At 62.9% G+C, this 13,796-nt stretch carries 11 protein-coding genes; 8 read left to right on the forward strand and 3 right to left on the reverse strand.

Going from position 1 to position 13,796, the window contains the following annotated elements:
• Positions 1-105: 105 nt before the first annotated feature.
• Positions 106-3,864 (reverse strand): multifunctional oxoglutarate decarboxylase/oxoglutarate dehydrogenase thiamine pyrophosphate-binding subunit/dihydrolipoyllysine-residue succinyltransferase subunit, encoded by a 3,759-nt coding sequence (locus ACNPM8_RS00845; RefSeq protein ID WP_105658380.1) that lies wholly within the window; start codon positions 3,862-3,864, stop codon positions 106-108.
• 429 nt (positions 3,865-4,293) lie between these two features.
• Here ACNPM8_RS00845 and ACNPM8_RS00850 point away from each other — a divergent pair, with 429 nt between their 5' ends.
• The 5 genes from ACNPM8_RS00850 (at position 4,294) to ACNPM8_RS00870 (ending at position 9,215) form a co-directional block, all read left to right on the forward strand.
• The gene (locus tag ACNPM8_RS00850) at positions 4,294-5,610 is read left to right on the forward strand and encodes a hemolysin family protein (protein ID WP_105658381.1); all 1,317 of its coding nucleotides are present in this window, start codon (positions 4,294-4,296) and stop codon (positions 5,608-5,610) included.
• Positions 5,603-6,676: a hemolysin family protein gene (locus ACNPM8_RS00855; RefSeq protein ID WP_166650811.1), complete on the forward strand. Its 1,074-nt coding sequence runs from the start codon at positions 5,603-5,605 to the stop codon at positions 6,674-6,676. The genes ACNPM8_RS00850 and ACNPM8_RS00855 overlap by 8 nt, the downstream gene beginning before the upstream one ends.
• A 130-nt stretch (positions 6,677-6,806) precedes the next feature.
• On the forward strand, positions 6,807-7,640 hold the full coding sequence (locus ACNPM8_RS00860) for a metal ABC transporter ATP-binding protein (protein ID WP_105662569.1): 834 nt from the start codon (positions 6,807-6,809) through the stop codon (positions 7,638-7,640).
• Positions 7,641-7,649: 9 nt separating this feature from the next.
• Positions 7,650-8,507, forward strand: coding sequence for a metal ABC transporter permease (locus tag ACNPM8_RS00865; protein WP_105658383.1), 858 nt, complete (start codon positions 7,650-7,652; stop codon positions 8,505-8,507).
• 78 nt (positions 8,508-8,585) lie between these two features.
• On the forward strand, positions 8,586-9,215 hold the full coding sequence (locus ACNPM8_RS00870; protein WP_133834480.1) for a maleylpyruvate isomerase family mycothiol-dependent enzyme: 630 nt from the start codon (positions 8,586-8,588) through the stop codon (positions 9,213-9,215).
• Between the two features lie 45 nt (positions 9,216-9,260).
• Here the strand turns inward: ACNPM8_RS00870 and ACNPM8_RS00875 are convergent, their stop codons facing one another.
• Positions 9,261-10,721: an HNH endonuclease gene (locus ACNPM8_RS00875; RefSeq protein WP_448939038.1), complete on the reverse strand. Its 1,461-nt coding sequence runs from the start codon at positions 10,719-10,721 to the stop codon at positions 9,261-9,263.
• 114 nt (positions 10,722-10,835) lie between these two features.
• Positions 10,836-11,261, reverse strand: a complete 426-nt coding sequence (locus tag ACNPM8_RS00880) for a Fur family transcriptional regulator (RefSeq protein ID WP_105658386.1) — start codon at positions 11,259-11,261, stop codon at positions 10,836-10,838.
• A gap of 152 nt (positions 11,262-11,413) precedes the next feature.
• Between ACNPM8_RS00880 and ACNPM8_RS00885 the strand changes: the two genes are divergently transcribed.
• Genes ACNPM8_RS00885 through ACNPM8_RS00895 form a run of 3 tightly spaced genes read left to right on the forward strand, consistent with a single transcriptional unit; the run spans position 11,414 to position 13,409 of the window.
• Positions 11,414-12,118, forward strand: a complete 705-nt coding sequence (locus ACNPM8_RS00885) for an MBL fold metallo-hydrolase (RefSeq protein ID WP_133834478.1) — start codon at positions 11,414-11,416, stop codon at positions 12,116-12,118.
• Positions 12,115-12,951, forward strand: a complete 837-nt coding sequence (locus ACNPM8_RS00890) for a sulfurtransferase (protein ID WP_105658388.1) — start codon at positions 12,115-12,117, stop codon at positions 12,949-12,951. The genes ACNPM8_RS00885 and ACNPM8_RS00890 overlap by 4 nt, the downstream gene beginning before the upstream one ends.
• A 29-nt stretch (positions 12,952-12,980) precedes the next feature.
• Positions 12,981-13,409 carry an HIT family protein gene (locus ACNPM8_RS00895; RefSeq protein ID WP_448939039.1) on the forward strand — a complete coding sequence of 143 codons (429 nt, stop codon included), beginning with the start codon at positions 12,981-12,983 and terminating at the stop codon, positions 13,407-13,409.
• Positions 13,410-13,796: the final 387 nt, after the last annotated feature.

Raw genomic sequence — 13,796 nt, forward strand, 5'->3', positions numbered from 1 at the left:
AAAACCAGCGCCGGGGTTAAAGCGCTGTTGCCGGCGAACCTCCGAGGTGGAACCCCCGGATAGTTCGCCGGCAACAGTTGGCCAGCAGCGTTCAGGCGATGCGGTCTAGCGGGCGAAGGCCTGCTGGATCAGCACTGCGTTTTCTGCGTCGTGGCGCTTTGCATTGCCAGCGGAGGTCGCAGCCGATGCCGGGCGGGAGATCAAGGTGATCTTCTGCTCCAGTGCCGGTGCAACGTACAAGCCGAAGAACGGCCATGGACCCTGGTTCGCAGGCTCGTCCTGGACCCAAGCCACCTCGGCGTTCGGGTACTTGGCCAGTTCGGCAGCGATCTGCTCGGCCGGAGCCGGGTAGAGCTGCTCGACGCGTACCAGCGCGGTCTTGGTGTCGTTCGCCTTGGTGCGAGCGGCCAGCAGATCGTAGTAGACGCGGCCCGAGCACAGCAGCACCTTGTCCACGGCGTTCGCATCGGTGATCGACGCATCGCCGATGACCTCGCGGAAGCCTCCGGTGGTGAAGTCCTCTACCGAGCTGGCCGCGGCCTTCAGGCGAAGCAGCTGCTTCGGGGTGAAGACGATCAGCGGCTTGCGCGGACGGGCGTAGGCCTGGCGGCGCAGCAGGTGGAAGTGGTTTGCACCGGTGGAAGGCTGGGCAACGACCATGTTGTTCTCGGCGCACAGCTGCAAGAAGCGCTCGATGCGGGCCGAGGAGTGATCCGGGCCCTGGCCTTCGTAGCCGTGCGGCAGCAGCATGACCAGCGAGGAGGACTGCGACCACTTCTGCTCTGCGGAGGAGATGAACTCGTCGATCACGGTCTGCGCGCCATTGACGAAGTCGCCGAACTGCGCTTCCCACATGACCAGTGCATCCGGGCGTTCTACCGAGTAGCCGTACTCGAAGCCGAGCGCGGCGTATTCGGAGAGCAGGGAGTCGTAGATCCACAGCGGTGCCTGGTCTTCGGCCAGGTGGTGCAGCGGGTACCACTCGGTGTCGTTCTCGCGGTCGTGGAAGACTGCGTGGCGCTGCACGAAGGTGCCGCGGCGCGAGTCCTGGCCTGCCAGGCGGACCGGCACGCCTTCCATGGTCAAGGTGCCCAGGGCTGCCAGTTCTGCGAAGCCCCAGTCGATGCCGCCTTCGCGGGACATCTTCTCGCGGCGCTCGAGCAGCGACTTCAGCTTGGTGTGCATGGTGAAGCCGGCCGGGATATCCAGGTGGGCGGCACCAATCTTCGCCAGCGTCTGGGCGGTGATGGCCGAGCCGCGTGCGCCGTCGACGGTGTTCTCGTCGGCAGCCTGGGCGAATGGCTTCTCCAGGTCGTTGATGGTCGAGCCCGGGGTGATGATCGGGATCGGCGAAGTCTGGGCCGCATGCGTCTCGGCGAAGATGCGCTCCAGGTTCTCCTTGTACTCGGCCAGCACGTTCTCGGCTTCTTCCTGCGTGATGTCGCCGCGGCCCACCAGGGCCTCGGTGTACAGCTTGCGGGTCGAGCGCTTGGCTTCGATCAGGTTGTACATGATCGGCTGGGTCATCGAAGGGTCATCGCCCTCGTTGTGGCCGCGGCGGCGGTAGCACACCAGGTCGATGACGACGTCCTTGCCGAACTTCTGGCGGTACTCGAAGGCCAGCTGGCCCACGTGCACCACTGCCTCCGGGTCATCCCCGTTGACGTGGAAGATCGGAGCCTGCACGGTGCGTGCAACGTCGGTTGCGTACACCGAGGAGCGCGAGGAGCTCGGCGCGGTGGTGAAGCCGATCTGGTTGTTCACGATCACGTGGACGGTGCCGCCGGTCTTGTAGCCGGGCAGCTGGCTCATGGCCAGTACCTCGGAGACCACGCCCTGGCCGGCGAATGCCGCATCGCCGTGGACCAGGATCGGCAGCACGGTGTTCTTCTGGTTCAGGCGGTCCAGCTTGGCGCGGGTGATGCCCTCGAGCACTGGATCGACTGCTTCCAGGTGCGATGGGTTGGCAGCCAGGTAGATCTTGGTCTGGTTGCCCGCATCCGAGGTGTACGAACCCTCGGTGCCCAGGTGGTACTTCACATCGCCCGAACCCTGGACCGAGCCCGGGGTTGCGGTGCCTTCGAATTCGCGGAAGACCTGTGCGTAGGTCTTGCCGGCGATGTTGGTCAGCACGTTCAGGCGGCCGCGGTGGGCCATGCCGATCGCGACCTCGTCCAGCTGCTCGTCGGCTGCGTCGGAGATGATCGCATCCAGCAGTGGAATCAGCGATTCGCCGCCTTCCAGCGAGAAGCGCTTCTGGCCAACGAACTTGGTCTGCAGGAAGGTCTCGAAAGCCTCGGCGGAGTTCAGCTTCGACAGGATGCGCAGCTGCTCTTCGCGGCTTGGCTTGGCGTAGCCGGACTCCAGCTTGGCCTGGAACCATTCGCGCTCTTCGGGGTTCTGCAGGTGCATGTACTCGGTGCCGATGGTGCGGCAGTAGGCATCGCGCAGCACGCCGAGGATGTCGCGCAGCAGGCCGCGGTCCTTGCCGCCCAGGCCGCCGGCCAGCCATTCGCGGTCCAGATCCCACAGGGTCAGGCCGTAGGAATTGATGTCCAGGTCCGGGTGCTTGCGCTGGACGTACTCCAGCGGGTTGGTATCGGCCATCAGGTGGCCGCGCACGCGGTAGGAGTTGATCAGGTGCTGGATGCGGGCAACCTTGTTGACCTGCAGGTCGATGTCGACCTGGTTGTCAACGGCCCAGCGAACCGGCTCGTAAGGGATGCGCAGCTGCTCGAAGATCTCGTCGTAGAAACCCTGCTCGCCCAGCAGCAGCGACTCGACCAGCTTCAGGAATTCGCCCGAACCTGCACCCTGGATGACGCGGTGGTCGTAGGTGGAGGTCAGGGTGATGTGCTTGCCGATACCCAGGGCGGCCACGGTCTTCTCCGAGGAGCCGCGGTACTCTGCCGGGTATTCCAGTGCGCCAACGCCGATGATCGCGGCCTGGCCCTTGGACAGGCGTGGAACCGAGTGAACGGTGCCGATGCCGCCTGGGTTGGTCAGCGAAACGGTGGTGCCTGCGTAGTCGTCAGCGGTCAGCTTGTTGCCGCGGGCGCGCTTGATCAGGTCTTCGTAGGTGGCCCAGAACTCGTTGAAGCTCAGGGTCTCGGCAGCCTTGATGTTCGGCACGGCCAGCATGCGGGTGCCATCCGGCTTCGGCATGTCGATCGCGATGCCGAAGTTCACGTGGGCTGGCTGGATCGCAGTTGGCTTCTTGTCGATCACGTCGTAGGTGACGTTCATCGACGGGATCTGCTTCAGCGCACGGATCACGGCGAAGCCGATCAGGTGGGTGAAGGAGATCTTGCCGCCGCGAGCGCGCTTGAGGTGGTTGTTGATGACAATGCGGTTGTCGATCATCACCTTCGCCGGTACGGCACGCACGGTGGTGGCCGTAGGCACGGTGAGGGAGGCATCCATGTTGGTTGCGATGGCCTTCATTGGTCCACGCAGCGGGGTGCGCTTTTCCTCACCGAAAAGTTCGGTGGACGGCGTAGCCTTCGGAGCCTGTGCCGGGATCGGCGCAGTCTTCGGTGCTGGCTCGGCCTTCTTGGCTTCAGCGGCCGGAGCTGGTGCTGCCTTGGCAGCCGGTGCTGGTTCGGAGGCACGGGCCTGGGCTGCGGCGCGTGGCGCGCCCTGCCCGTTGGCTGCAGATGCTGCGGCAGGTGCTGCCGCTGCTGGCGCCGGCTGCGCTGCCGGTGCTGCTGGTGCCTTCTTTTCGGCGGCGAGAGATTCGAAAATATCCCACCATTTCTTATCTACCGAGTTCTTGTCGACGAGATACTGTTCGAACAGCTCGTCTACTAGCCACTCGTTTCCACCAAACTCTTCAGTAAGTCGGTGGTGTGCTTGCTCTGGCACGTGCAACGCCTCTTCCCTGATTTCTACGTTGTTCTAGCTTGAGCCGGTGGTCTTTCGAGGACGTGATACGACCACTGCGGCCCACAAGATTTCTAGACCTGCGCACCAGTCTAGTTACTTTTCCGCCCACTTGGCCACGGCACGTATGTAATGTCACGAAAGTGTTGCGCCTAACATGCCGTTCAGCGTATCCAAAGCACCGCTGGGCGAGCATGTGTCGAAGTGGTGCGCAATGGCCCTTCGTTCGATAGACTAATTCGCACTATGGAATCCCACTCTCCAAGCCGGTGTGCCGCCCAAGGGCGCAGTGCCGGCCACAACAGTCCATGTTCAGGAAGTTCCGCCTCCCTTTTGGAGCCTTCTAGTTGCCGCCCTGTCGGCACTGGAACTGAACTTCGCACGCCAGTGAATAGGCGGCGGTAAACGCCTATGGAATGGCTCTCAATACTTTTCGGCCTGCTGCTGATTCTCGGCACCGGCTTCTTCGTGGCCGTGGAATTCTCCCTGGTCGCCCTGGATAAAAGCACCGTGCAGCGTGCCGTAAATGACGGCGAGCGTGGCGCCAAGCCGCTGCTGCAGTGCCTCACCTCCCTCTCTACCCAGCTGTCCAGCTGCCAGCTGGGCATTACGCTGACCACGCTGCTGACCGGCTACGTGCTTGAACCCGCAATGAGCGCGCTGCTCGAGCCGTTGATGGAACAATTCGGCATTCCGGCCGCAAGCTCGCTGGCCATTGCCGTGGTGATCTCGATGGTCGTTGCCACCTTGCTTTCGATGCTGATCGGCGAACTGGTCCCGAAGAACATGGCAATTGCCCAGGCGATGAAGGTTGGCAAGCTGCTGGCCCGCCCGCAGCTGGTTTTCACCGCCATCTTCAAGCCGGCCATCATCGTGCTCAACGGCTTCTCGAATGCGGTACTGCGCAAGTTCTTCGGACTCGAAGCCAAGGAAGAAATCTCCGCGGCCCGCTCCTCGCAGGAACTGGCATCGCTGGTCCGCCGTTCGGCTCAGCTGGGCACCTTGGATGTGCAGACCGCTCGCTTCGTGGAATCCACCATTGAATTCTCCGAGCGCACCGCCGCCGACGTGATGACCCCGCGAACCTCGATGTCCACCATTGATTCCGAGGCGGCACTTTCCGAGCTGATCGAGGTCAGCGCGGACACCGGATTCTCGCGTTTCCCGGTCACCACCGGCTCCACCGATGAAATCCAAGGCATCTGCCACGTCAAGGCAATTGTCTCGGTGCCCCGCGAACGCCGCGCAGCGCTGCAGGTCGGCGAGTTCGCCCGCGACGCGCTGTACGTTCCGGAAACCATTCACCTGGATGTGCTGCTTGAGCAGTTGCGCGCCGCCGAGTTCCAGGTCGCGATCGTGATGGACGAATACGGTGGAACCGCTGGACTGGTGACCCTTGAAGACCTGGTCGAAGAAATCGTCGGCGAAGTTTCCGATGAGCACGACGAGGACGAGGAGGAAGCAGTCACCCAGCCCGACGGCAACTGGCTGTTCCCGGGCATGTACCGCCCGGACCAGATCAACGAGAACTTCGATACGGACGTCATCCCGGAAGAGTCGACCTACGAAACCATCGGCGGCTTCATGCTCGCCGAACTGGGCCGCTTGGCTGAACTCAATGACCGCGTCGCCACCGAGCACGGCACCTTCACGGTGACCGAGCTCGATGGCCGCCGCATCTCGCAGGTTCGTTTCGAACCAGCAGTGCAGGAGGATGGCAATGAATGACTTCATGGGCCTGGTCTGGCTGATTGTCTTGCTGGCTGGCAATGCCTTCTTCGTTGCCGGCGAATTCGCGGTGATGAGTGCGCGTCGTTCGCAGATTGAACCCTTGGCCGACGAGGGCAATAAGCGGGCAAAGATCGCGCTGTACGCCATGGAGCATGTTTCGATCATGCTCGCGGTGTGCCAGTTGGGCATTACCGTTTGCTCGCTGCTGATCCTGAATATTTCGGAGCCGGCGATCCACCACCTGCTGGCCGAACCGCTGACCATGATCGGCATGGCCGAATCAGCTGCGGACACCGTAGCGTTCCTGATTGCCTTGATCCTGGTGACCTTCCTGCACGTGACCTTCGGCGAAATGGTGCCGAAGAACATTTCGGTTTCCGTTGCGGACAAGGCCGTGCTGCTGCTGGCCATGCCACTGGTCGGCCTGTCCAAGGTGCTCAAGCCGATTACGGCGTCGCTCAATGGCGTGGCGAACCTGGTGCTGCACGCCTTCGGTATCGAACCGAAGGATGAGGTGGCCAGCTCGTATACCGCCGCTGAAGTCCGATCGATCATCGATGCTTCATCCGAGGAAGGCGCGCTGGATGAGGACGATGCCGCACGCTTGACCAAAGCGCTGGAATTCTCCTCGGTTACCGCGCGCAGCTGCATGGTTCCGCTGGATGACCTGTTCACCTTGGAATACGGGCAGACGACCGCGCGCGCTTTCGAGAAGAAGGTCGGCAAGACCGGATTCTCGCGCATGGTGATCACCAAGAACGAGGTTCCGGTGGGCTACTGGCATGTGAAGGACGTGATGCTCATCGATGATGCCCACTCCACGCAGCCACTGCTTGATTTGCCATTGCACCCGCTGGGCCGGTTGGAGCAGGACACCGAAATCGAGGCCGCCCTGGAAGCGATGCGGCAGGAAGGCAACCACCTTTCGGCGGTTGTCGACGAGTCGGGGGCAACGCTCGGCGTGCTCTTCCTGGAGGACGTGATCGAGGTGCTGGTCGGTGAAATCACCGATACCACGCGAAAACGCGTCAACCCGCCTCGCAGCGAAAAACGGGCAAATTAGCTCAAGCTCACCCCTGAGTGCATATTGCGAATGACTCGCAACTGATACGATTGACTGCGGCACCCATTACGGGTGCCGCAGTTTTTCGTTGCCGGCCCATCCTCAGCCAGCGCAATCCAGAAAGCAGTCAATGACAGAGACCCCCATCGTCAGGTTTGAAGACGCGCGCCTTGCCTATGGCTCCCGCGTGCTCTGGGATGAACTCAACCTATCCATAGCGGCGGGGGAGTTCCTTGCAGTTCTAGGGCCCAACGGCTCGGGCAAGACCAGCTTCATCAACACGATGCTCGGCACCACCGCGCTCAATCGAGGCAGGGTCTCGATCGCCGGGGAGGCCGTGCGCCGGGGGTCGGCTGCCGTGGGGTTGATCCCGCAGCAGCGCCCCTTCGGGGACAACGTTCCCCTGCGCGCTCGCGACCTGGTCGCACTGGGACTGGATGGAACCCGGCCCGGGATTCGCGTGGCCCGCAGGGCCGTGCGCAACAAGGTCGACGAACTGCTGGAACTGGTCGGCGCTACCGCCTACGCCAACCGTGCGGTGTCCGACCTTTCCGGAGGCGAGCAGCAGCGCCTGCGCGCAGCGCAGGCTTTGGCCAGCGATCCCCGGGTCCTGCTATGCGACGAGCCGCTGCTCTCCCTGGACCTCAATCACCAGCAGGCGATCAGCGAAGTGATTCACCGCCAGGCCGCAGAGCGCGGCAGCGCGGTAGTCTTCGTGACGCACGAGATCAACCCGATCCTGCCCTATGTCGACCGCGTCTTGTACCTGGCCGAAGGTCGCTTCCATCTGGGCAGCGTGGATGAAGTCATGCAGTCTGCGGTGCTCACCGAACTTTACGGTGCTCCGGTCGAGGTGCTGCGGGTCAATGGCCGCATCGTGGTGGTCTCGGGCGATGGCAATCGGGCATTGCCGGCCGATGGGCACGACCACGTTGAAGAAATCGATCTAGAGACCGGAAAGTAGGAGCAGGACATGGACTTTTCGGATCTCATCGAGAAGGCGTTCAACTTCCAGGATTACGGACTGCTGCTTCCGCTGGTGACCAATTCCCTGATTGCCGGTGCAGTCCTGGGCGTGGTTGGCGGTCTGATCGGCATCTTCATCATGATGCGGGACATGGCTTTCGCCGTGCACGGCATCGCTGAGCTGTCCTTTGCGGGGGCGGCCTTCGCCTTGCTCATCGGCGCCGACGTGGTGACTGGCTCGGTGTTCGGGTCCATGATCGCGGCGCTGATCCTTGGCATTCTCGGAACCCGGGCGCGGGATCGAAATTCCATCACCGGCGTGCTGATGCCTTTCGGCCTTGGCCTGGGCATCTTGTTCCTGTCGCTGTATGAAGGGCGAAGCGCCAATAAGTTTGGCCTGCTGACCGGCCAGATCGTGGCCGTGGATGACGTGCAATTGACAGGAATGCTGGTCCTTTCGGCGGTGGTAGTGATCGCGCTGCTGGTTATTTGGCGTCCGCTGACCTTCGCTTCGGTGGACCCGGTGGTTGCCAATGCCCGGGGCGTGCGCACTGCTGGCCTGTCCATCGTCTTCATGATGATCCTGGCGCTGGCTGTAGCGGTGACGATTCAAGTGGTCGGTGCCTTGCTGGTGCTGGCGCTGCTGATCACGCCCGCCGCAGCCGCCATGCGCGTGAGCTCCAATCCGGTCATCACCGTCGTGCTCTCCATCGTGTTCGCGGAACTGGCTGTCGTGGGCGGCATCCTTCTTGCCCTGGCTGGTTCCTTGCCGATCAGTCCATATGTGACCACGATTTCGTTCGTGATCTATGTGGTCTGCCGCGGAATCGAAGCGGTGCGTTCCCCTCGCCGCCACCAAGTCTAGGAGCTGCATTCGGCCAGCGCGCCCCCGCTGGTTCCGGGCCCGGTTGACTAGCAAGCAGCCGAACCTCCAAGCTGGAGCATGAGCAAAATTCCAGCCAGTGAGATCTGGCCATTGGTGCATGCCGAACGCCTGGCCCTGATCGACGATCTGGGAACTTTGGATCCGGATCAGTGGGAAGTTCCCTCCCTGTGCGATGGGTGGAGCGTCCATGACGTGGCTGCTCATTTGGCAGATAACGCGCGTGCGACTTTCTTCCGCCTGCTTGCCGGGATGGCCAAGGCCGGATTCAGCTTGGACCGCCAGAACGACAATGGCGTGGCCGCCGAGAAGGCCGCGACTCCCGATGGGACATTGCGCAGGCTCGTCGAGGTTGCGGCTTTGCGGGCCACTCCACCGGTTCCGCTTGCCAGCAGGTTGGTGGAGGAAATCGCCCATGGGGAAGACATCCGTCGTGCCGTGGGCCTGAAACGGGCCTATCCTGCAGAATCCCTGGAGCCAGCAATCAAATACCAGGCAGCGACCCCGCAGGGTGTCGGGGGTGCCAAGGAATTAGCGAGCAGGGTCCAGCTGTGCAGCGAAGACGAAGACTTCCGGCTGGGCATCGGCCCGCAGATCGCAGGACCGCGCCTTGAACTGCTGATGCTGGTTTCAGGCCGAGGCAAGCACGCTGTGGGCCTGACGGGTCCGGGGCTGGCCCTCGTGCGGTAAATTGCAGAATAGGGAGGGGCCGCGCGGCAGAACGCGCGCCGCTGCCTAGGTTTCAGTAGTTCCTGGTCCGTCGGGCCTGGTGAGCCGTTCCTTGAAATCAGCGAACCATTTCGAGTCGCGCATTAGTTGCGGGAATGGCTTGTGCATGAATCCAGTTGCCGGTGGCGCAGTGGATCGATAGGACATCGCCGAGCCCGGACAGATCATCATCGAGTGCCGATCGCGGAAAGCGGTGTACTCGTACCAGCCGTCGGCCTGCTTTGCCTTGTTGCAGGTCGCGCAACGGCCCGAGGCATTGGCCACGGTCGTCTTGCCGCCACGTGCATACTGGAGCACGTGGTCTGTTTCTTCGACCAGCCCGTCGCAGAAGGGCGTTCGGCAATGCCGATCGCGAATCCCGATGAACCTCTTGAGCTTATCCGGGAAGATCCGGGCTTTGGAATCCATCGCGATTAGTTCCTGGTCCCCGGGAGCGGTGTAGAGACGAGTTATCTCCGTCATCACTTCGATCCGCTCAATATTCTCGGGGGCGAGTTCGGCTTCCATTTCCGCGAAGGTCAGCTCGTTGGGAATCTGGTGGCCGCCAATGAGTTCCCGCGCAGTCTGCGCGGGGATGAAGCCGTAGCCTTCCAAGTAGGCCGGTTCGCGATCACCCATGAACAGCGCTCTATCGGTCATGACCAGTCCGAGCTGGACGTTGATCTTCTGCTCATTGTTTTCATCGAAGAACATGTAGCGGGCCAGCAGATCGGCCTGGATCTGGGTGCGGGTGCGGGCATCGCCCTTGCGCTTGATCCTGCATGACTGGTTTCGCAGCGTCATCTGCAATCCGGTTCCGCCAACGATAAGCAGACGGGCCTGGAGGAAGACGCACCCTGCTTCCCGATCGGTGCGGAAGCGAACGTAGCGTTGCTGGTTGGCTTCCTTCAGCTTCTTGTCTTCCCGGTCCGATGCGTACTTGATCGTGAAGCTGGTGACCGTTTCCTTGATGCGCTTGGGGCCCATGGATTCGAACATGTCTGGATTCTGCCCGTAGATCGCATCGAACTCGGTGCGGCGCAATGGCCGGACTTCCTGCAGCGGGGTGAGCATTGCGTTGATCTGCGCTTCGGTGAATTCACCACGGGAGAATGCGGCAGCGATATTCGGGGTGTCCTCGAAGAGGATGCGGCAATTGGCCAGGTAGTTCCTGGAACCGCGTTGAGTCTGCTTGCGGGCGATGGCAACGCGGCTGGCCGCTCCGCGGACCTGGTCATCGATGTTGGTGCCGCGCTCTTCATTCTCGCGCAGGACTTCCTTCTCCAACTGGTGAGCCAGGCCGGCTTGCTGATAGCGCAAGGATGAGACCAGTCCTTCGACGGACTCGATAACCCGGGCGCACGCGGCCTTGCCGCCGTGGTCATGGAACCATGACAGGTCGTTCTGCAGCTGGATCAGGTGGGATTCGAAATCCGGCTGATCTGCTGGGCGGGCTAGGCTGTTTCCTTGCGCCTTTGCTTCGAACATAGTACTAGTATACGCCCATTGCTCGAATATGTCTTCGAATGATTCAGCTGTGGATTACCGAATTCTTGGGGCGCCGAACAGTCCGCTGGACCCAGGTCCAGGCAGCGGAAAGGGCTACGAGGCAGCGGGGGCGCCAGCCTTGGCTTTGGCACGGCAGTCGGCGCAGAGGCCGTAGATTTCCACGGTGTGCTCGGGATCGGAGAAGTCGTGCTCCGCGGCAACCCGAGCGGCCCAGCGCTCGACGGAAGGGGCAAGTACCTCGACGGTTTTGGAGCAAACGCGGCAGACCAGATGATGGTGGTGGACCTCGGTGACGCACTGGCGGAAGCGGGCTTCGCCATCTCCGCTGCGCAGCACATCGACCAGGCCATCGTCGGCCATGGACTGCAGCAGGCGGTACACGGTGGCCAGCGAAACCTTTTTCTCCGAATCCTGCAGCCAGCGATGCAGCTGCTGGGCGGTGGCGAAATCATCGACCTCGCCCAGTGCCTCGGTGACGGCCAGGCGCTGCTTGGTGACCCGGGTTTCTGGCTGGGACATCGACGTGCACCATTCCTTGAGTTTGTTGCGGACCGGCAATGAGCCAGCGAACTGGGCCAATCACCTGCGGTTTCCCTCAATTTTAGCCAACTTTGCGTTGCAATGCGTGTCTGGCTCTGGCATGGGCGGGGCGCTGAGCCTACGCTAAGGATATGCGCATCAAACTTAGGGGCCATTCCTGCTTGGAAGCGAGCACGATCGACGGCAAGGTCTTGCTGGATCCGGGCGGATTTTCGCAGCTTGACGACGCGTTCGACGGCATCAATGCCGTGCTGGTCACCCATGAGCATGCTGACCATGCCGACCAGCCGGCCATTGCCGCCGCGCTGGAGGCGAATTCCATCCTGGAGCTCTACGCGCCGGCCGCGCTGGCGCAGGCGATGCGCGACCAGCTGCCGCCAGCGGCCCAATCCCAGGTGGTGACGGTGCGAGCAGGGGCCGACTTCATTGTCGGCGGCATTCGCGTACGGACTTTCGGAGGCACCCACGCCACCATCCACCATTCCATTGCAGTGGTTGCCAACGTGGGCTACCTCCTGGGGGACCGCGCGGTAGGCCAGCTGGAGGTCTTCCACCCGGGCGACAGCTACCAGGTGCCGGTGGGGGCGCAGCCGGATGTGCTGCTGCTGCCGGTGATGGCCCCGTGGGGCAAGATGGCCGAGGCTGCCGACTTCGCGGTGGCCGTGGATGCGAAGTGCTGGATGCCGATCCACGACGGGCTGCTCAACGCCGACGGACTGGGGCTTTTCGATCGCCAGCTCGGCGCGATCGCCCAGCGGGCAGGATGCAGCTATGTGCGCTTGGAACCTGGAATCGAACATCATCTCGACGAGTTGCTGGGAGGCACCAACGAATGAACCCCTTGATAAGCGCCGCGCAGCTTCGCGAAATCCTGGACGCCGGGGGCCAGCCGGTGCTGCTCGATGTGCGGTGGGTCCTGGGCCGCGACGACGGGGCGCAGAGCTACGCTGCCGGGCATATCCCCGGCGCGGTGTTCGCTGACCTGGAAAAAGAGCTTTCCGGTGCGCCGGGCGAGCATACCGGCCGCCACCCGCTGCCTTTGCCGGCGGACTTCGAGCAGGCCGCGCGCGGCTGGGGCATCAACGCCCAGAGCCACGTGGTGGCGTACGACAACTCCGGAGCCCTCGCCGCGGCCCGGGCCTGGTGGCTGCTGCGCCATGCCGGATTCGACCGCGTGCAGGTGCTCGACGGCGGGCTCGGGGCCTGGACGGACGCCGGCGGAGAGCTGGCGCTGGGCTACGAGCAGGCCGCCAAGGGCAGCGTTTCGCTGTCGTGGGGCCGGATGCCGGTGGTGGAGTACGAGGAGCTGGACACCTTGCCCGGCACCCTGATCGACTCGCGGGCCACCGCGCGCTACCTGGGCATCGAGGAGCCCATCGACCCGGTGGCCGGGCATATTCCCGGTGCGCTGAACCGTCCCACCACCGACAACCTCGACGCGCAGATGCGTTTCCGGGCGCCGGAGGTGCTGCATTCCAGCTTCGTGACGCTGGGTGCCCACAGGCCGGGATCGGCCGCCTACTGCGGTTCGGGGATCACCGCGGCGCACCAGGTATTGGCCGCGGCAAGTGCCGGGATCCCGCTGGGGCTCTTCCCCGGCAGCTGGTCCGAATACTGCTCCTACCCGGATGCGCCGGTCGCTACGAGCGACGAGAAGCACCGCCACTAGAATTCAGCCATCGAGCAAGAAAGGCAGCAATGAGTACGCTGTTCACCAAGATCATCAACGGGCAGATCCCGGGCCGCTTCGTGTGGGAGGACGAAACCTGCGTGGCGTTCTTGTCCATCGGGCCGCTCTCCGACGGGCACGCACTGGTGGTTCCGCGCGAGGAAATCGACGAGTTCACCGATGCCTCCGACGAGCTGGTTGCGCACCTGACCCTGGTCGCGGCCAAGATCGGGCGCACCCAGAAGCGCGTGTTCTCCGCGCAGCGCGCGGGCCTGATGATCGCCGGATTCGAGGTGCCGCACCTGCATGTGCATGTCTGGCCGACCAACTCGCTGGCGGACTTCGACCTGTCCAATGCGGCCGATAACCCGGATCCGGTGGCCATGGACAAGAACGCGCAAGCGCTTCGCGCGGGCCTGCGCGAAGATGGCCACGGGGAAGTCGTGCCCGAGGCCTGATATGTGCCCGTAATTGTCAAGTAGGCATGGGTTAGCACCCGCTCGGCTGGATTGCCGAGCGGGTGCTTTTCACCTCCCTGATCGACCCGGTGGTGCGGCGTGTCTTGGTGACGCGTGGTCAGTCTGACATACGCGGGTTGGTTACCGCATGACCCTGTTTCGGCGAGAGCAACCAGCTTGTCTAGGATCGAGCGTGGCACCTCTTGGGATGCTGCTCATAGGCCTTCCGCTGATGCGCTCTTCACGCTGCATGCTCCACTTGGCATGATATGAGAGGCGAGTCTTGCAGAATTATTCGTCCATCACGGCCAATGACCAGCACCAACCGGCAAGTTCACGGGCAATCGCGGTGCACGCGACGGTGTGCTTCTTCTTGTGGCTGGCCAG

This window comes from Glutamicibacter sp. AGC46 (assembly GCF_053543715.1).